This window comes from Paenibacillus sp. FSL R5-0914 (genome assembly GCF_038004525.1).
Classification (GTDB): Bacteria; Bacillota; Bacilli; order Paenibacillales; family Paenibacillaceae; genus Paenibacillus_AQ.
This window is the reverse complement of the sequence record NZ_JBBORH010000001.1, coordinates 411,866-431,252: the sequence shown is the minus strand read 5'-3', so window position 1 is coordinate 431,252 and position 19,387 is coordinate 411,866. Positions and strand designations below refer to the sequence as shown.

Here is a 19,387-nt window from a genome sequence, read left to right as displayed (position 1 = left end):
AAGAAAATAATATCTTAGACTTACCATCGTCATTAAGCTCTCACGGGAAAAAATAGTCAATAAAAACGAGCTCAACGGCATCTGTTTTAACAACTAACGAGCAGAATAGCGTAATATATTTGGTTGTAGTTATAATGTTTAATAGGGCCATTTAATGGTTCCAATTCTTAGGAGTTACCAATGACCTGTGTTGAAATATTTCGAAAAAGGGCAAGTTGTGTGAAAAAGACTGAAAAAATATACAACACTGCAGTAGAGGCAACTTTAGAGGTGATGGTGGGAAATGGAAACCTGTTATTCTCTTTCATCTGACATTCGGTAAGAAACGTAATAATGAATTTAAGAGCTGGAGTCTAAAGGAACTCCTACATCTGATGTGCCGTTGGGGGGATTCGCATATAGAGAGAAAGTACGAGGGAAAGGCTACCGTTTTGGCTAATTCAATGCTTACAGGGGCCCCGCCAACATTTTAACGAAAATATACGCTAAGGACTATCCAATAAAACAAAAGCCGGGTTTTCCTACTCTAAGGAATCCGGCTTTTGTTTTATTCTCGTAGTGGACGTAATGTTTAATACTTGATACCCCTTTACGACAGCCAGTGATCAGTGTGATTAGACTGAAAAATAAAGCACTAGACAGGCCACGGCTGCCATAAGGGTCGTTGCACTCCTGGTAGTCTTCCTGATCGATGGTCGTCGACACTCAGCCTTTTGCAAAAAAAAACAAAGAAAACCGAACCTTTTTTTAATAGAGAGGCAATATAGTGTGTAAGCAGCTTACTTAGGAGGGCCCTCTGAATGCAAAGTGAATACATGTACCAGTTACTCATAAAAATGAAAGATGGTGATCAACAGGCGTTTCATACGATGTATGATGCCACCTATCAGGACGTCTACCGGACAGTCTCCTTTCTGGTGGATCATCAGCAGGATCGGGAAGATGTCATGAATGAGATCTATATGCAAATGTGGACATCACTTGCTAACTACGATACGAACCGACCTTTCCACTTCTGGCTACACGGCTTGGTAATCCGTCAAGTGCAGAGATTTCGGGTCAAGAGCTGGCGGAGATTCCGAATTTTTGAACGCATTCGTGCCTTCTCTCGGGAAGAGTCTCATTGGGATCAACCTGCTGTGTTGATGGATGGGACGAATCAAATGATATCGAAGGCAATCCAAAAACTGACCGACAAACAGCGAACGGTGATTATCCTCCGCTTTTTTCACGACTATACTCTTGAGGAAATCGCGACATTGCTTGATATTCCGCTGGGTACAGTCAAGTCCAGATATCATGCTGGCCTTCAGGCGCTTCGAAAAAACTTATGGAATCTCCCCCCAGAAAGGATGGAAAAGATCAATGCTAACTGAACGCAAAATCCGTGAACATCTGCACAAAGAGGCAGAAACTATGGAGTGCCCTCCGGCTATTTCCAAACGAATAGAACAATCCTATTCTCAATATTTGCAACCAAAAAGGAGCGGAATAACCATGAAAAAACGATTAATTGGTGGAATAGTTGCTGCTGCGATTTTAATTCCAACCGCAGCATATGCGGCCCCTACCCTGATTGAAATGTTTACTAGAACACCAATGACTGCTGAACAAGTCAAGGTGGATGAGGTTGGCAAAGCAACACTTGAGAAGCTGTATAGCACATTTCCCGAAACAAAATCTTTTGAGATAATCGATGCAAGCAGCGTTCAAGGTGTCCAAACAAGCATCATACTGCAGGAAAAAGAAGGAACCGGTAAAAAGATTACCCTTCATACAAACAGTATTACGGGTGCGATTGAACACGTGATTCAAGAGAACTGGGAGCCTAAAGAGAAGCCAATCACTACTTTATCCGATCAGGAAATCAAGTCGAAGGTAGATTATCTAATTGATAAAATGTATGGCAACATCGAAGAGTACGAATTTGCTATGGAGAAAATGGAGAACCCGGATCAAAAAACGTTTATGTTGAATTACACCAAAAAGGGATCAAAAACACCGTTCTATCAGGTATTTGTTCAGAGCAATACAATCAGTGTTTCTCTGATCGGAGGTGAGACTACACCTTCAAACATTAAAGTAGAAGGTTTTTTCTCTAGAAATGGTAAGCCTGATTATTCTGCTGATGCCTATCTAAATGATGCAAAACTGTTTTCTTTACTAAAAATTAGCCCAGAAGAATTAAAACAAGAATTAGCAAAAGGTAAATCTGTTGTGGAGATTGCAGCATCTAAAAATGTCTCTAAACAACAAGTAATTGATGTCATTGCAAAAACACAGGTTGATGGACAAATTCAAGGTGAAATTAATGGTAAAGTTCCTAAAAGTAATCGTTCAAATGAACAACAGTTAAAAGCTATTGAACCAAAAGTATTACAAATTATTGAACACAAAAATGAAACACCATCGAAGAAATAACAAGTCAAGGCGCATGAGGTATAGAACCCAATGGATAATCCAGAGCCAAAAACGATCATGTTGAATTACACTAAAAAGGACAAGGACTGAACTAAACTGTTCTTCCAGGTATTTGTTCGAGGCAATACAATCAGTGTTGGGTTGGTCGGAGAATAGGAGTACAAAAACCTCGATTCTGAATGGTGACCCGTAAGATGGAACACTTTTAAAAAGTGTCCCCTCCTGCGGGTCATTTGTGTTTAATCAAAAGCACGAATGGACAGAACGGAGATTCTTAGGCGTAAAATTAGAAACGCTGCAAAGCTTAAAACCACATAAAACAAAACCAAATGTTGAGCACGTATAAGGTAGGCATTCTTAATTTATACGGTAATTTACGGGATGACTTTACGCTTGCGGAAGTCGTCAAAGATGTTCATAAACATTTCTTCGGTATCGACGAATTCGTGAAAGCCTAAACGTCGAGCCGTAGTTCCGTCGGCAAAAAAATCGTAGTCCCATGCAAATCGCCGAATAGCCAAGAGGATACGTCTTTATAGGAATGCCGAGCAAGCCTATGCTTCTCAATCATTTTGTTCCAAAGCTGCTCCTTGTCCGCCATGACAACGTCTAGAGACATCTGCAACGGAGGCGCTGTTTCCATGCCAAAGTATTGAGCGATTTTCGGCTATAACTCATTCCAACGAAACAGGTCGCCGTTCGTAATGTTGAATGCCTGATTCGCACAGCGCTCGTCGATCGCCGCCCATACTGTTGCCTTTGTGAGAAGCCGCAGACTACAGAAGGACGGAGTGGCTACCAAGTCCAAGCCTTGCCCTTATGCCGTTGTTCTAAGAAATCTTGCTGATTAAACAGCGGCGGTCTAGGACTTTATTTTCATTGAACATCCATATCGTCAAATTTAAACAAAACTTAAACTTCGTGCCGCCTTGTTCTTAACCTTGGGACGTTATGCTAATTACCGAGGTGAGGAACATGAAAGAAACAGTGATTGAAACGAAGGATTTATTAAAAAAATACCGTGGCCGGGCTGCGGTGGAAAATTTAAATTTGAACATCTGCAAGGGAGAGATCTATGGCTTTCTTGGCCCGAACGGGGCAGGGAAAACAACAACAATTCGTATGCTGCTTGGACTGATCACTCCAACATCAGGAAGGATTGAAGTCTTCGGCCAGGATCTTCGCAAGCATAAACTGCAAATTTTGCGGAAGGTAGGGTCGCTTGTCGAGTCTCCATCCTATTACGGGCACTTAAGCGCTGTGGATAATCTTGAAGCCATCCGGCGTATCCTTGGTGCTCCGAAGTCACGGATTGCTGAGGTGCTAGATATTGTTTCCTTAACAGGGGAAGAGAAGCGTCCAGTTAAAGGGTTCTCCCTTGGGATGAAGCAGAGACTAGGTATTGCTGCTGCCTTGCTCGGGGAACCGGAGCTGCTTATTCTGGATGAGCCGACGAACGGACTTGACCCGTCAGGGATTCAGGAAATTCGCGGACTGATTAAACGATTGCCGCAGGAGCAAGGGATTACCGTCGTAGTATCCAGTCACTTGCTTAGTGAAATTGAGCAAATGGCGGATACCGTAGGGATCATTCGTCAAGGGCAAATGGTGTACCAAGATAGTATAACGAATCTGCAGCGGCAAGCCGGGGGAGAAATGCGGTTAGCAGTCTCGGACCCGGAGGCCGCGCTGCGTCTTGCTGAAGAACGGGGGTACACAGGGATACTTCAAGACCAAAAGCTAGTCTTCTCCCGGATGATCGATGCAAGAGTTGCCTTGCTAGTCAAAGCGTTGGTAGAGAATGGGTATGCTATTTATCGTGTAGAGGAGCGGAGACAATCACTTGAGGACTTCTTCCTGCAGGTTGTAGGAGGAGAGGAATCATGATGTGGCGGGCACTGTCGGCGGATTGGCTCAAAATCCGTGGCAAGGGACTCTGGTTTCTAGTGTTTCTTGGACCGCTTGGACTTGTAGCCATGCAAGGCTTGAATTTCGGCCTTCGTTATGATTATCTTCGCGAGCAGTATAGTGCGGATTTATGGGGTGGGCTTCTGAACAATGTGGCTGCATTTGTGCCCATTGCTCTCTTTCTTGGAGGGACCTTAGTATGCTCGTTGATTGCAAATGTAGAACATCAGATGAGCTCGTGGAAGCAGCTCTTGGCACTACCTATCTCACGTACTTCAGTATTTATGGCTAAGCTGGTGTTATGTTTGGTGCTAGTGGCGGTTTCTTGTTTGTTGCTCTCGGTGGGTACAGTTGGTTTAGGGCTTGTTTTGGGCTTCAAGGTCGAACTGATTCCGTATTTGGATGTGTTACGAATTGGCTTTATGTCCTATATTGCAGCATTGCCGGTTATCGCTTTGCAGCTGTGGCTTTCTCTGGCTAACCGTAATCAGACATTGCCAGTTGCTCTTGGAATAACCTTATCTCTGGTGTCTATCTTCTCCATGTTACTTTCGGAGTGGGTTCCTTTAACATGGCCATATATGGCTTGGGAATCTTCGCATCGTCTCTTATTTAGCGGTGCAGGGTTGCTGCTGGGGCTGCTGATTCTTTTGCCGGGTGCACTGCACTTCGCACGAAAGGATGTGGATTAACGATGAATTCATTTTGGAGAGTGTTGTCGGCAGAACGATTAAAAATGTCTAAATCATATGTCTGGCTTTTAGTTATAGGCAGTCCGATTTTAGCATTACTTCCCGGGGCATTGGCGGATAATCAAGGGGAGAAGATGAGTTGGGAACTGTTGTTAAATGTGATGTCCATGATGCATGCCTTGCTGTTTCTACCTGTGCTCTCGGGTATTTTCGCAGCGCTGATCTGTCGTTATGAGCATCATGACGGAGGCTGGAAGATGTTGCTGTCTCTGCCTGTGACTCGGTTATCAGTGTACCTCTCAAAATATGTGATGATTATCGGATTGCTGGCTGCGGTTCAACTAACGTTCCTGGTGATGGTGCTGGGAATGGGTTTTTTCCGAAATATTCCGGATTCGATCCCTTGGTCGCTGCTGCTTAGCTCGGTATTTGGCGGCTTTATTGCCTGTCTGCCACTCGCTGCACTGCAACTGGCTATCTCTCAAGGCTGGAGCAGTTTTGGCGCACCGCTGGCGCTGAATGTGAGTCTGACCATTCCTAATATGCTGATCGCCAATTCTTCAACCTATGGCCCCTATTATCCTTGGGTACAACCGATGTTGGCTATGATGCCGTATGGTGATGACACGTTTGGGGCTTTTAATTTACCGTTCGAAACGCTGATGATGGTAGTGGGCGGTAGTTTTATTGTGTTTTTTGCGGCAGGACTATTCTCCTTTTATCGTAAAGCGGTCTGATTTACAGCGATTCTTATAAAAGCCTTCTCCATGGACATCCAGAGCTGGTTTTCATATAATTGAGGAAAACAATCAGCAAAGCTGACTAGCTGGTGGAGGAGGCGATAGCATGGAGCCAACGGCATTAGAAGATTGCGATAACACATGCAAGGGTTCGGAGCTTGAACCGGAATCCATTGCATTGATTCTGCCTGACCGAGAAATAACGGATAAAATGGCAGAGATGTTCAAAGCGTTGGGTGATCCCACACGAGTGCGGCTCATTTACGCTTTGTCCCAGAAAGAATTATGTGTACACGATTTGTCCGTGATCCTTGATATGGGACAATCTGCGATATCCCATCAGCTCCGTTATTTACGGAATTTACGAATTGTGAAGCGTCGTAAAGAAGGAAAGACGGTATTCTATTCGCTCAACGATGCGCATGTAGAGCAGATTTTTCTGCAGACGCATGAACATGTCCGTCATGAATAGCTGTACTTTTCAAAAAAAAGAGCGGTTCTCCGATTATTGGAGAACCGCTCTTTTGCGTTAACTAGATTGATTTAGGTTGCTCGATAGGGTTGGTTTTCTAAAGGATAGAGCCAGCCAGAGACAATGCACAGCGAGTACGAGAAGGATGAATAGATCGATCCCCATATATTCGCTTGTATTATCGTTACCAACAAACTGAATTAGATTATGTACAAAATGAAACAATATCAGCGGTAGAATATTATTATTTTTCAGCATCAACAAGGTAAGCACAAAACCGATCAGAAGAGAATATACGAGCTGTAGGAGGATTTGCGTCATGTCTGTACCGGATAAAGCATTAAGCAAGTGGGTAATAGAGAAGAGTATGCTTGAAGTAATCACAGCCGTTTTAGCGCCCTTAGTGAGTAAAGTCTTGAAAATCAATCCGCGGTAAATACTTTCTTCCACAAAGGCTACAAGCAGGGTGAAGAAGATAAAGAACAACACCTCAGACGTACTGATCTCACGAAAACCTTTAAAGGATATGGTGATCAGGACGACAGCTAGAGGTGCGTAATAGATCCACTTCCCAGAGGAAATGGTATTCAGAGGACGGAAGCCAAGATCACTCCATTTGTTCTTAACCGTGAAGTAGATGATCAGTACAAGCGCGATTGGAATAAAGGAGATCAGTACAGGGGCGGTGTACGAAAGCTCTTTAATTGTAGCGTAAGTCCCGGCGGCAGATACAGCTAGAAGTAACAGCACCTCAATAATAACAACGGTCCAAACAGGGTGTTTCTGTGAAAAAGAAGACGTCTTGGCTAGCTTTGACATGATCTACATTCATCCTTCCTTCTGTGTGATTTAGTTGCCAATTCATCTCGGGTGTGATCATACATGATTTACCATATTTTCACGAAAAGATCAATTTATTTAATTTTTATGAGAGCGGAGAAAAATGGTGTATATGACGTATTGACCTTCAAAAATAAAGAGAATATAATAGCAATAAGAAAACATATGAACAAGTGCTCATATATGGTTTTTATTTGAGGAGATGTGCCGTATGGATACGATGCAAGGAAAAGTAAAACGTCAGTGGGAATTAGAAGGCTTAGATTGCGCCAATTGCGCAAGGAAAATCGAAGATAAAGTGAAGAAAATTGAGGGCGTATCGTCTTGTTCCGTTAATTTTGTTACGAAGACAATGACGATGGAAACCGCCGCAGGTTATGAGGAATCGGCGATTGTAGAAGCAAAGAAAACGGTGAAGGCACTTGAGCCCCATGTAAATGTAAGAGAGAAGACTCAGGGCAGTCGCAAGCTGCAGAATAACAGTAGTCATACGCATGGAGAGGATCACAAACATGGCCATGAACACGATCATCAGGCTGCAGACGGACATAAGCATGATGATGCGGATGGTCACAGCCATGGCCACAGCCACGAGCATGGAGAAGGCGATACCCGTAAGATTCTACTGCGGTTAGGTGGCGGTGGGATACTCGCGCTTGCAGGAATGTTCTTACCGGTGGAGGGTGTAGTAGAACTGCTGATTTTCTTAGCAGCCTATCTCATCGTGGGTAGTGAAGTTGTCTGGCAGGCGGTTAAGAACATTATCCGGGGTCAGGTATTTGATGAGAATTTCTTGATGGCTCTTGCAACCATCGGTGCTTTTGCGATTGGTGAGTATCCAGAGGGCGTAGCGGTTATGCTCTTTTACCAAATCGGAGAGTTGTTCCAAGGTCTAGCAGTAAACCGTTCACGTCGATCTATCACGGCACTTATGGATATCCGTCCCGAATTTGCTTACCTTAAGCTTGGAAATGATCTAAAACGAGTCTCTCCTGAGGAAGTGTCGATCGGTGATGTGATTGTTGTGAAACCGGGTGAGAAGGTACCTCTGGACGGAACGATCCTTGAGGGAAGCGCCATGATGGATACATCAGCACTTACCGGGGAGTCTGTACCGCGTTCGGCTGGACCGGGAAGCACAGTATTAAGTGGATTTATTAATCGAAACGGCGTTATTACGATGCAAGTCACACAGACCTTTGGTGAATCAGCCGTATCCAAAATTCTGGAGTTGGTACAGAATGCTTCAAGCAACAAAGCCAAAACAGAGAACTTTATTACTAAGTTTGCACGGGCTTACACACCTATAGTAGTGATCACAGCTGTGCTGCTAGCTGTCGTTCCTCCGTTAGTGATTAGCGGGGCAACCTTCTCAGATTGGATTTACCGGGCGCTTGTATTCCTCGTAATCTCCTGTCCATGTGCGCTTGTGGTCTCGATTCCACTTGGTTTCTTCGGAGGGATTGGAGCAGCTTCACGCAGTGGTATTCTGATTAAAGGAAGCAACTATCTTGAAGCGTTAAATGATGTGAAAGTAGTTGTCTTTGATAAGACCGGAACGTTGACTAAGGGGCAATTTAAGGTTACAGGAATTTATCCGTCAGGTGGCAAGTCTAAGGATGAATTGCTGCAGACAGCTGCTTATGCGGAGAGCCATTCGAACCATCCGATTGCCGAATCGATTAGGGCGGCTTATGGAGAACAGATTTCTAAGGAAACGATCTCGAATTACAACGAAATCTCCGGTCATGGAATCGAGGTTTCGATTGAAGGCAAGACCGTACTTGCAGGTAACGCGCGTCTGATGGAGCGAGAGGGCATAACTTATGACGTGCCAGCGCAAAGCGGTACAGTTGTTCACATCGCGGTGGATCATCAGTATGGGGGTTATCTGGTGATTGCTGATGAAGTGAAGGAGGACTCGCAGCAGGCTATTCAGAGCCTCAAGAAGCTTGGCATCCGTAAAACGGTGATGTTAACTGGCGATGCTTCTTCTGTAGCTGAAGATGTTGGGAAGCAGTTAGGTGTAGATGAGGTTCACGCGGAGCTTTTGCCGCAGCATAAGGTAGAGGCCATCGAGAAGCTGGATCGTGAAAAGTCACATCGCGAGAAAATTATTTTTGTCGGTGATGGAATTAACGATACCCCAGTACTAGCTAGAGCAGATGTTGGGATCGCAATGGGCGGACTGGGCTCCGATGCTGCGATTGAAGCGGCAGATATTGTAATTATGACCGATGAACCTTCGAAGATTCCTGTTGCTATCGGAATTGCCAAGCGTACACGGATGATCGTATGGCAAAATATTATTTTCGCTTTAGGTGTTAAAGCTGTATTTCTTATTCTCGGCGCATTTGGGATTGCCACGATGTGGGAGGCTGTATTCTCAGATGTTGGGGTAACCGTGCTGGCTGTACTGAACAGTATCCGAGCATTAAAAGTTAAAGATCAAGGATAAAAAAATCGCTCTATAGGGTATTGGTGTTATCTACCGATCCCCAAAGAGCGATTTTTTCTGTTTGCAGGAGATTAAATGCTGTCTTCCAAGTGTAGGCTCTCAATGCCTGAGCGAACAATGCTGCAGGAGGCGTTGAATTTCTCCGCTTCTTCGGTATTTAGGTTAAGCTCCAGTAGTTCTTGAATTCCAGTGTTGCCAATAATGGCAGGTACGCCGGTACATATACCACTTTTCCCGTACTCTCCATCCAGAATTGCGGATACGGCAATGATCTTATGCTCATCATTCAGAATGGAACGAGTAATGTAAGCCAGTGCGCTGCCAATACCGAAATGTGTGGAGCCTTTTTTAGTGAATATCTCCCAGCCCGCATCTTTGGTCTTGCGGGAGATATCCTCCAGATCCAGATGCTGGAACCGCTCACGATGCTGATCCATAATTTGCAGGATGGGCTTGCCGCCAATCGTCACATGTGACCAAGCTACAAACTGGGATTCACCATGTTCTCCAAGTGCGTAGCCGTTTACGCTGCGTGGATCGATGGAGAAAACATCAGATAGTAGTGTCTTTAGGCGCGAGGAGTCAATGGAGGTTCCTGTACCAATAATTCTGTGGCGAGGCAGCCCTGATATTTTCCATACCATATAAGTGACAATATCGACTGGATTAGCGGCGACTACGAATATTCCATCGAATCCCCCAGCCATAATGTTGGTAATAATTTCTCTAGTAATGACTGCAGAAGCTTCCAGGACGTCAAGTCTTGTCTGCCCTGCCTTTGGATTAGCGCCGGCTGTTAAGATAACTACATCCATTCCTGCGCAGTCGCTATGGGTTCCGGCGTACACCTTGGTGCGTGTGTTTGTGAAATCCATGCAGTGTGAGAGATCAAGTGCTTGTGCCATAGCGCGGTCATAGGTGCGGTCGATCATCATGATCTCGTCGCAAATTGCCTGATTGACCATGGAGTAGGCGCAGCTGGAACCGACCATCCCGGCACCGACGATGGCAACTTTTCTTGATTTACTTTTCAATTGCCTTGACCTCGCTTTCTATTGTTAGGTATGCATATATTTTAACGTATCCCTCCACAAGTTACCTAACATCGGACACAGAAAAATGTTTTTTCCTACAAGGTATTCATCCACGTAAGAAGCCATCTCAATCGTATGAATTGAAATGGCTTCTTAGAATAACAATATATACTTATGTCTGTAAGGACTGTGCCTCCGAGGAGGTCATAGCTTTATAACGTTTGTACATAAAGAATCTCCAGTGAAGAATCATTCCGAAGGCTAAGATGAAGAATAACCCACCGGACTGAGGGATACTGACATAACTATTAATAAATTCATGAAGTAAGGTGCGAACTAAAAGGAGTCCGAGCAGAATGAAAGCAAAGCTCTTAGAACGCTGAGCATAAATTTGTCCATCCCGTTGTTCGAAGTTTGTGCTGCGCATTAGAGGATACGCGAAGATGAACCAGCCAATCAAAAAGGCGAGTGCTGCCCACCATAAAGGAAACCTAACTTCAGGTACAACGAACATGGCAAAGCCAGTCGACATCCCGAGAGGTGGAATCCATATTTTTCGAATGGTAACCGGACGTGCGCTAGCTTTTAGACGAATAAAAATAACCATTAGCGCCATGAGCAAGGTCCCTATAGTGGAGCCGATATGTAGGAGTGAGGGGTTAATGCTACCCATGATTCACGACCTCTCTATGATTTGAGTCACTTTTATCTCCATTATAACAGAAAAACGATGGCAGAACATTGAAGTGTAGCCGCTGTATGGAGGTAGTAGCTCCGTGAAAAGCACTGCATACTACATTAAGTAGAAAGAGGCCGAAAACACCAAATAGCAGGTCAAGGTAGTTAACCTTGACCTGCTATTTTTTTAATAATATAAGTAGTCCAACAATTATTGGTTCAGCCTAAGCTTATGAACGGCTACGCCCATTTGTTGAGCGAAGAATAAGGCTGACGATAAAGATCAGAACAACGGCCCCGATCAAAGAAGGGAAGAAATAGAAATCACTTACTTTAGGTCCCCAGCTTCCCAGAAGCACGCCACCAAGCCATGAACCGATAATACCTGCGATAATGTTACCAATTACCCCGCCTGGAATATCTCTGCCCATAATCAGACCTGCTAACCAACCAATGATCCCACCAACAATTAACATCCATAAAAAACTCATGTTACTTCAACTCCTTCGTTTTGTTGTTTTCGATGTCTACTATTAACCTTGCCAATCATGTTTAAACCACTTGTAAAAACTTACTACTGCCGGGAGAGTTAGGAAATGGCTTCAAAATTGAACTCGATAATGTATTACAACTATAAACATGCTATAGTGAAAAAATATTATAAAATACTGAGTGAGTTGCTATCAGTAAAGGGTAATTAAGAAGTAAATACAATTTATACAAACAAAGGAGTCGCTACTATGGAACGGCTTAATGAGGTATTGTTTTATGTGGGAACGTACAACCCTGAAGGTGAGGAAGCTATTCTACTCTGCTCACTTAGTCCTTCATCAGGGGAAATGAAGATTCTTGAGGGTACTAAGGGCATTGAGAATCCATCGTTTTTAGCAGTAAACAGCACAGGCAGCGTGCTCTATGCGGTTAGTGAGAAGGATGAGGGCAAGGTCTATGCTTTTGCTATTGATCCTGTTACTAAAGCGTTGAGTCCACTTGGAAGTCGTCCTACGGAAGGTGGCGCTCCTTGTTATGTCTCGATCAGTCCTAAGCAAGATTACATATTCGTCTCTAATTATTCCGGTGGCAATGCCAACGTATTTCCAGTAAATGAGGATGGTTCGCTTCAGGTCATGTCTGATCAAGTGAAACATGTAGGTTCAGGAATTCGTGAAGACCGTCAGGAAGCTCCGCATCCACACTCCGTCATTCCGGATGGAAGCGGCAAGCATATACTGGTTTGCGACTTGGGACTGGATCAAATCCTGATTTATCGCCTTGAAGAAGGTAAGCTGTCTAAGCATCGGGAGATTAATCTTCCACCAGGTTCAGGCCCACGCCATTTGGCGGTACACCCTTCAGGACAATGGATTTATCTGGCGAATGAACTAAACTGTACCGTAACGGTATTTGCTAATGATGAGCAGAATGGAAACCTCAGCATTTTGCAGCATGTCAGCACGCTTCCAGAGCAATATAATGCGGGTAGTGATGATACAGCTTCCGATATTCATGTATCGCCATGTGGTAAATTCTTGTATGTCTCAAACCGGGGACAAGATAGTATCGCCTTGTTCCATATTGAGGGTTCAACAGGTCATCTTGAAGCGGTAGATTGGCAGGTTACAGGCGGACGTACTCCGCGTAATTTCGCCATTATTGGTGGCAAGCTGCTCGCTGCGAATCAAAATAGTGATATTATTACTTCGTTCTCCATCGATAGTGACAGTGGCAGATTAATTCCTACAGGGAACGAGCTGAAGATAAAGACACCGGTCTGTATTCAAGCCGTGTAGGCTGGGAATAGGCTATTGTATGTTTCAATATTAGAGGCTATTCCCCCAAATTCATCAAAATAAAAGGCCTTCCAATCAGCTGTACATGTGCTGAGGGGAGGGCCTTAAATGGTATAATTGCAAGTTACCTTAAAACATATTTCGAATTCCTAGATCGTAAAAGCCGATGTCATCTAGCATGATTTTATCTCCTTCGGCTTCAAGGTAGAAGGTGATTTCCGTCAGGTTCTCAGGCTCTAGCTCAGGTTCTTCCTCTTGAAACTGTTCGAACGGCATCTCATAGGTCTGAAATACAGCTTCGGACAGATCACCGTACTTCCCATCATTAATCCGTTCTTCAAGCCATGGGAATAACGTGAACTGAGTTTGCGGAAGTGGAAGAATATCCATTACCTCACTTAACGGCAAGCGTGCCGAGGTATCATTTTTGTCGGTTAACTCAACCTCTACATTGGGAGGTAGCGGAATACTTAGTTCATCTTTGATATCACCATTGAGGTTTGCTAAGGAAAATGTAAGGCCATCTGCGTCTGAAAGGGCCATTTCAGTAACAACACTGTCTTTAAGCTTAATGTTGTAATAAGCTTCCTCGTCTTTTTTGGCTGTGCGTTCAAGAACGACACCATATGTGGCTTTGCTCTTCGATTCACGATCCTTCGCGAGCTCTTCCGACCAGGATAATCCGGATGCTTCTGCTGTTCCGAGATTAACGGTATTCTTGTTGCGGTCCTCGTCAAATGTGGCTACTGGCCGATATCCCCCATCCTGGAATCGATTGTAGTAAGTGGTCTCCGGTAGCCATTTCAGTCCGCTGCGGTAATCCCGGAACAAGCTCTGGTATTCGTCTTTTCCATGCAAAGTGGTCTCCAGAAAAGCTGACACATACACTTTAGCGATTTGCCGCTGCTTCTCTGCATCCATAATTTGCGCTCGATTTAAAAAGAGGCCAGCAGGTAATGTCTGATCATACGCGCCCCAATCGCTGTTGAATTGACTGTGATTGGCGTCCGCAATATACAGCGAGCTTTTGAAAGCGGAGGATCCTGGAGAATATGAAGTACGTATATACTGCCGGTCACCATAGAAATCATGTACATCCCCATCACGAGCCCCTTGCAGAGTCAAATAGTTGACATCCTTGAGACGGGCTTGCTGATCGTCTATCGTTTTGTCCGTAGGGGCAAGGGCGACCACAGAGGCTATATTAAAACGATCTACTGCCTTCATAACGGGATCATTTTTGAACCAACGTTCGGCGTCTGCTGCCATAGCAACAGCTTGTCCTCCACGGCTATGGCCGAGCAGGGCGGTTTTTGTGAAATCTATTTTTTGATAAAAAGGATTGTCTGGTTCATCCGAGAAAGCTGCTAGCTGTTCCAGGTGTTTCAGAATGATCCAGGTCCGTACTTTGAAATCATTGTCCGGAATACCGGACCAAGCAGAATAGTTCAGGAAATTCTCATCCAGGGAAATTGCGATAAACCCCCGGCTGGCCAAGAGTTCACCGAGATAAGCGTACCCTCCGTCAGAGTAATCTTCCATCATATGATTTCCGTGCACCATCAGAACTACCGGATAGGGACCATCGCCCTCAGGCATCCATACTCGGCCGTTCAGTGGAAGTGCATTATAATCGAAACCCCAGAATAAAGTGCGGAGTTTTGACCAATCCTTAATATAAGCAGAAGCATCTACTGTAGAAGAGATCACATTGGTATCCTTGCCGTATTCGGTCCGATGCAGATCCTTACCGCTGGCATAAGTGAAGGTCTGATAGGCTTGATTGCCAGGTTGTGATGGACTTGCGGCTGTCAATGGAATCACATCGGAATCACTGATATCAATGGGTTCCAAAGTAGGTATTTCCTGCACTCCGTTTGCCAGAGCAAGTTGGGAAAAAGTCACCGTAATGGTAAGCAGAATTCCCATGGTTATTCTTTTACTGCGCAGCAGACCGATTGCTAATCCGCCCAATGCACCTAATACGGATAGTAGAACAGCAATGAGAGCCGCAGCTTCAATCTCAAAATCTGCGTAATATAAGATTAGTAGAATCGCTCCAACATCGCTCAATACACAGCCTGCGAATAGTCGTGGAATGCGCAGTCCGGTCAACGCGATCAGTACAGCAATGATATTACTGGCAATGGCCAGCAGAATGGTACTCGTACCTGCAGCAAGTGCAATATCAGTTGGCACCCCTAATCCAGTGGGTATACCTAATACGGCAGTGGTGAAGGCCAAAAAGCAAACGATCCAAAGACCAGCGATTGCTGTCCTCCAGACCGTTGTATCATAACGGTAAGTTCCCCTAATCCTTCGACTAATTTCTTGAGTCATTCTCCTATGAAGCCGTGGTCTTATCGGCGCAGGGACGTACTCTAAATCCATACCCATGATTCTCACTCCCGACATTAAGCGGTAATTTCTCTAGACCATAAGCTGTAGCAATAATATTACTTTATAGCATCAATAACAAGTGGATCTTACAGGAACCCACACCATTGCCTGTATAGCGTGGGATTTGAAAGATTCCTTTGTCATTGGTTGGAAAAAAAGGTTTGACACGGTTAAAGGGTTTCAGTATTATATCCATATAAACCAACTAAGTAGATAGGAATAATTGAAGAAAGTTCTTACCGTACAGACGGAGGAACGCCTGCATTAGGCTCGCAGACACGTGTCATAGGACCGGTTTGACCTGCCATACGTGGGCTTTCCTCCGTTCTTTTTGTTATCCACAGGAAAGAAATGAAGGCAAGAAAAACATGGGGGAGTGGAAAAGATGAAGAAAAAGATGAATAAAGGGCTTCTTGTAGGGTTTAGCTTGTTGCTGACGGCAGGGCTTACTGCTGCTTGCGGCAGCAATAACAACAACGGCAATAGTGCTAGTTCGGCAACAGACGCACCAGCAACAACCAATTCTGCGGAGGCCACAAATGCGGCTGAAGCAACAAAAACTCCATCTAAAGATCCAGTAGAACTACTGAACGTATCTTATGACCCTACTCGCGAATTGTACGAGAATTATAATAAAGCCTTTGCTGCCTATTGGGAGAAAGAAACAGGACAGAAGGTCACCATTAAACAATCCCACGGTGGATCGGGGAAACAAAGCCGTGCTGTACTTGATGGTCTGGAAGCGGATGTTGTGACCTTAGCACTTGGTTATGATATTGATGCCTTGCAGGAAAAGGGACTTATTAATGAAGGCTGGCAAAGTAAATTTGATCATAACAGTTCACCGTACACCTCGACGATCGTATTTTTAGTACGCAAAGGAAATCCAAAAGGAATCAAAGATTGGCCGGATTTGCTTAAGGAAGGCGTAGAAGTGATTACACCGAATCCGAAAACATCAGGTGGCGCACGTTGGAACTACTTGGCGGCGTGGGGTTACGCGCTAGACCACAACAATAACGACGAAGCTAAGGCTGAGGAATTTGTAAAAGAATTGTTCAAACATGTTCCGGTGCTGGATACGGGTGCGCGCGGTTCTACGACCACTTTTGTAGAGCGTGGAATTGGCGATGTGCTGATTGCATGGGAGAATGAAGCTTACCTTTCTGTAGAAGAGCTTGGTCCAGATAAATTCGATATCGTAAATCCATCTGAGAGCATTCTGGCTGAACCGCCGGTAGCAATAGTAGATAAGGTTGTGGATAAAAGAAATACGCGTGAAGTGTCCGAGGCTTACTTGAAGTATCTCTATACGGAAGAAGGACAAAAAATCGCGGCTGAGAACTACTACCGTCCAACGCTAGAAAGCGTGAAAGAACAATATAAAGATAAGTTTCCGGAAATAAAGCTCTTCACATTGGCTGATAAATTCGGAACCTGGAAAGAAACGCAAGAGAAGCATTTTAACGATGGCGGGATCTTTGACAAGATCTATGTGCCGGGTGCTAAATAACAGATTAATAAAACGAAAATTATATTTTTCTTTAAGAGATTTGTCCCTAGTAAGGGGCTGATCGGCTAACCTGCCGAAGGCGAGAAAGGATGAATAGGGGATGAATGTCACCGCAACGACTACAGCTGTATCGGCGACAACGCGGCGAAAGATACTACCCGGTTTTGGGATAACGATGGGGTACAGCGTACTTTACCTGAGTCTCGTGGTACTCTTGCCACTTTCAGCATTGTTGTTCAATTCTACTGGGCTGAGCTGGGCGAAATTCTGGGATGTAGCTACCGATCCGCGTGTATTGGCTTCGTATCGTGTCAGCCTGTCTACGGCAGCGGCTGCTGCTTTTGTGGATGCTATTCTAGGTCTCTTGCTGGCGTGGGTACTAGTGCGTTACGAATTTCCGGGCAAAAGAATATTTGATGCGCTGATCGATCTTCCGTTTGCTTTACCGACAGCTGTAGCTGGTGTCTCCTTGACGGCTCTTTATGCCACAAATGGCTGGATCGGAGCGTGGCTTGAGCCACTAGGATTAAAGGTGGCATTTACTCCGCTTGGCATTACCCTTGCCTTAATGTTCATCGGGATACCGTTCGTCGTGCGAACGGTACAGCCGGTGCTGGAGGATTTGGACCGAGATATGGAGGAAGCCTCGGCAACCCTCGGTGCAGGCCGCTGGAGAACCTTTCGTTCAGTAGTACTGCCTGAGCTATTCCCGCCGTTGTTAACAGGCTTTGCTTTGGCATTTGCCCGTGGTATTGGTGAATTCGGCTCTGTCGTGTTCATCTCCGGTAATATGCCGATGAGAACGGAGATTGCGCCTTTGCTTATTATGTCCAAACTGGAGCAGTATGATTACGCTGGTGCTACCGCCGTTGCGTTGCTCCTGCTGCTCATTTCCTTCTTAATGCTGTTAGTCATTAATACGCTCCAGCGTTGGGTGCGTAAGACTTCTCGGTAGGTTTTAGGTTTTGACTCTCTATATTGCAAGTATTTAATTTGGAAGTTTTGTTTGCTGCGCGATTCTTAGCGAAGCTATAACCGAACAGGTAAATGACGACTTTATTTTACGAAGCATACTTGCTTCCGTAAAATGTAGAATCTTTAGGCGAATTGAGGAGTTGCAGAGTAAATTTGCTTTGTAGTTGGAGGAGCGATAGCGATCTCGAGTTTTGAAACCAGATGACTGGTAAAAAGGAGCGGAGAGGAATTTTGGAACTGGAGAAGCGCTAGCGTTCGCCTTTATCCTCGGATTTCTACCGCGAGGAGCGGTTCAAATCAGGAAATCTGAGGATAACAGCGATCGGAAGTCCAATATTCCTTGGAGTGACTCATTACCAGTAATTAGGGTCAACAAATTCGGAGATAGCAGACCATCCGATAACTCCCAAATTTACTCGAAGACACTTCATATCTACCGTCGATTCAGTATTTTTCAAAAGCTAATCATGCTTTCGTAAAACCCTTTAAAGGAGGAATAACTTGTGGCAGGCACCATCCCACTCCAAGCCCCCCGGCTACAGAAGAATACGTCCTCGCCAGCGACAACGGAAACCAAGGCTGTAAAATGGGTGTTGATCGGAGCTGCTGGACTAGTCCTTTTTTGGCTGATTGCCTTGCCTTTGATTGTTGTGCTGACAGAGGCGCTGAAAAAGGGCTGGGACGTATATATAGCTGCTCTGACCGATCCAGATGCCCGTTCCGCTTTGCGGCTGACGTTGCTTGTTGCAGCGATCACTGTACCACTGAATACCTTTTTTGGCGTAGCGGCTGCATGGGCAGTAACCAAGTTTCGTTTTCGCGGCAAAGGGTTTCTCATTACCTTGATTGATCTCCCCTTTGCAGTATCGCCTGTCATCGGCGGTCTGATCTTTGTGCTCGTCTTCGGCGCTAACGGTTGGTTTGGCCCTTGGCTGAGCGCCCATGATATCAAGATCGTATTTGCACTTCCAGGCATCGTGTTGGCCACGCTGTTTGTGACCTTTCCCTTTGTGGCACGTGAGTTGATTCCACTGATGGAGGATCAAGGGACACAGGAGGAAGAGGCAGCGATTACCCTCGGAGCACATGGGTGGCAAATCTTTTTCAGAGTCACGCTTCCTAATATTAAATGGGGCTTATTGTACGGTATTATTTTGTGTAATGCGCGGGCCATGGGCGAGTTCGGCGCAGTTTCTGTGGTATCCGGGCATATACGTGGGGAGACAAATACACTGCCGCTGCATGTTGAGATTTTGTACAATGAATATCAATTTTCAGCCTCTTTTGCAGTAGCATCTCTGCTCCTGTTGTTGGCTTTGGTGACGATGATTATTAAAAGCTGGTTATCACGAAAAAATGCCCATTGACAGTACTTTTGGTTCCGTGCTAAGTTAATTCATAGTATACTGGTTGGTAATAACGGAATTATGGAGATTAGGCGGATATAATCCTTTGGATGGGGAAAG

17 protein-coding genes are annotated in these 19,387 nt (G+C 44.9%); 11 read left to right on the top strand and 6 right to left on the bottom strand.

The window, feature by feature from the left end:
• The first annotated feature begins 800 nt into the window (after positions 1-800).
• Both MKX60_RS01795 and MKX60_RS01790 read left to right on the top strand, forming a co-directional pair.
• Complete coding sequence (locus tag MKX60_RS01795) at positions 801-1,376, top strand: sigma-70 family RNA polymerase sigma factor (protein WP_339799955.1); 576 nt, start codon at positions 801-803, stop codon at positions 1,374-1,376.
• Positions 1,366-2,421 carry a hypothetical protein gene (locus tag MKX60_RS01790; RefSeq protein ID WP_341058962.1) on the top strand — a complete coding sequence of 352 codons (1,056 nt, stop codon included), beginning with the start codon at positions 1,366-1,368 and terminating at the stop codon, positions 2,419-2,421. The genes MKX60_RS01795 and MKX60_RS01790 overlap by 11 nt, the downstream gene beginning before the upstream one ends.
• Before the next feature lie 374 nt (positions 2,422-2,795).
• On the opposite strand, the gene MKX60_RS31625 is transcribed toward MKX60_RS01790, so the two are convergent.
• Positions 2,796-2,942, bottom strand: a complete 147-nt coding sequence (locus MKX60_RS31625) for a hypothetical protein (protein WP_445670735.1) — start codon at positions 2,940-2,942, stop codon at positions 2,796-2,798.
• 454 nt (positions 2,943-3,396) lie between these two features.
• Here MKX60_RS31625 and MKX60_RS01780 point away from each other — a divergent pair, with 454 nt between their 5' ends.
• The 4 genes from MKX60_RS01780 (at position 3,397) to MKX60_RS01765 (ending at position 6,233) form a co-directional block, all read left to right on the top strand.
• A complete protein-coding gene (locus MKX60_RS01780) occupies positions 3,397-4,308 on the top strand; it encodes an ABC transporter ATP-binding protein (RefSeq protein ID WP_341058961.1) in 912 nt (303 codons plus the stop codon).
• Positions 4,305-5,021, top strand: a complete 717-nt coding sequence (locus MKX60_RS01775; protein WP_076285176.1) for an ABC transporter permease — start codon at positions 4,305-4,307, stop codon at positions 5,019-5,021. The genes MKX60_RS01780 and MKX60_RS01775 overlap by 4 nt, the downstream gene beginning before the upstream one ends.
• Positions 5,022-5,023: 2 nt before the next feature.
• Positions 5,024-5,758, top strand: coding sequence for an ABC transporter permease (locus tag MKX60_RS01770; protein ID WP_076285177.1), 735 nt, complete (start codon positions 5,024-5,026; stop codon positions 5,756-5,758).
• 109 nt (positions 5,759-5,867) lie between these two features.
• On the top strand, positions 5,868-6,233 hold the full coding sequence (locus tag MKX60_RS01765; protein WP_042184384.1) for an ArsR/SmtB family transcription factor: 366 nt from the start codon (positions 5,868-5,870) through the stop codon (positions 6,231-6,233).
• Between the two features lie 57 nt (positions 6,234-6,290).
• Here the strand turns inward: MKX60_RS01765 and MKX60_RS01760 are convergent, their stop codons facing one another.
• Positions 6,291-7,052, bottom strand: coding sequence for a CPBP family intramembrane glutamic endopeptidase (locus MKX60_RS01760; protein WP_149646218.1), 762 nt, complete (start codon positions 7,050-7,052; stop codon positions 6,291-6,293).
• A gap of 232 nt (positions 7,053-7,284) precedes the next feature.
• On the opposite strand from MKX60_RS01760, the gene MKX60_RS01755 reads away from it, so the two are divergent.
• Positions 7,285-9,531, top strand: coding sequence for a heavy metal translocating P-type ATPase (locus tag MKX60_RS01755; RefSeq protein ID WP_341058960.1), 2,247 nt, complete (start codon positions 7,285-7,287; stop codon positions 9,529-9,531).
• 71 nt (positions 9,532-9,602) lie between these two features.
• On the opposite strand, the gene MKX60_RS01750 is transcribed toward MKX60_RS01755, so the two are convergent.
• The 3 genes from MKX60_RS01750 to MKX60_RS01740 all read right to left on the bottom strand — a co-directional run bounded on the left by MKX60_RS01750 (position 9,603) and on the right by MKX60_RS01740 (position 11,734).
• The gene (locus MKX60_RS01750; RefSeq protein ID WP_341058959.1) at positions 9,603-10,565 is read right to left on the bottom strand and encodes an L-lactate dehydrogenase; all 963 of its coding nucleotides are present in this window, start codon (positions 10,563-10,565) and stop codon (positions 9,603-9,605) included.
• Positions 10,566-10,737: 172 nt separating this feature from the next.
• Complete coding sequence (locus tag MKX60_RS01745; protein ID WP_076285181.1) at positions 10,738-11,238, bottom strand: CcdC family protein; 501 nt, start codon at positions 11,236-11,238, stop codon at positions 10,738-10,740.
• A 235-nt stretch (positions 11,239-11,473) separates the two neighbouring features.
• The gene (locus tag MKX60_RS01740) at positions 11,474-11,734 is read right to left on the bottom strand and encodes a GlsB/YeaQ/YmgE family stress response membrane protein (RefSeq protein WP_042184394.1); all 261 of its coding nucleotides are present in this window, start codon (positions 11,732-11,734) and stop codon (positions 11,474-11,476) included.
• A 249-nt stretch (positions 11,735-11,983) separates the two neighbouring features.
• On the opposite strand from MKX60_RS01740, the gene MKX60_RS01735 reads away from it, so the two are divergent.
• Positions 11,984-13,033, top strand: a complete 1,050-nt coding sequence (locus MKX60_RS01735; protein WP_341058958.1) for a lactonase family protein — start codon at positions 11,984-11,986, stop codon at positions 13,031-13,033.
• A gap of 129 nt (positions 13,034-13,162) precedes the next feature.
• Here MKX60_RS01735 and MKX60_RS01730 read toward each other — a convergent pair whose 3' ends face one another.
• Positions 13,163-15,430, bottom strand: a complete 2,268-nt coding sequence (locus tag MKX60_RS01730) for a poly(ethylene terephthalate) hydrolase family protein (protein WP_341058957.1) — start codon at positions 15,428-15,430, stop codon at positions 13,163-13,165.
• A 388-nt stretch (positions 15,431-15,818) separates the two neighbouring features.
• Between MKX60_RS01730 and MKX60_RS01725 the strand changes: the two genes are divergently transcribed.
• The 3 genes from MKX60_RS01725 to cysW all read left to right on the top strand — a co-directional run bounded on the left by MKX60_RS01725 (position 15,819) and on the right by cysW (position 19,288).
• Positions 15,819-16,946 (top strand): sulfate ABC transporter substrate-binding protein, encoded by a 1,128-nt coding sequence (locus MKX60_RS01725; protein WP_042184400.1) that lies wholly within the window; start codon positions 15,819-15,821, stop codon positions 16,944-16,946.
• A 100-nt stretch (positions 16,947-17,046) separates the two neighbouring features.
• On the top strand, positions 17,047-17,901 hold the full coding sequence (cysT, locus tag MKX60_RS01720; protein WP_076285184.1) for a sulfate ABC transporter permease subunit CysT: 855 nt from the start codon (positions 17,047-17,049) through the stop codon (positions 17,899-17,901).
• A 523-nt stretch (positions 17,902-18,424) separates the two neighbouring features.
• Positions 18,425-19,288, top strand: a complete 864-nt coding sequence (cysW, locus tag MKX60_RS01715) for a sulfate ABC transporter permease subunit CysW (RefSeq protein ID WP_042184404.1) — start codon at positions 18,425-18,427, stop codon at positions 19,286-19,288.
• The last annotated feature ends 99 nt before the right edge of the window (positions 19,289-19,387 follow it).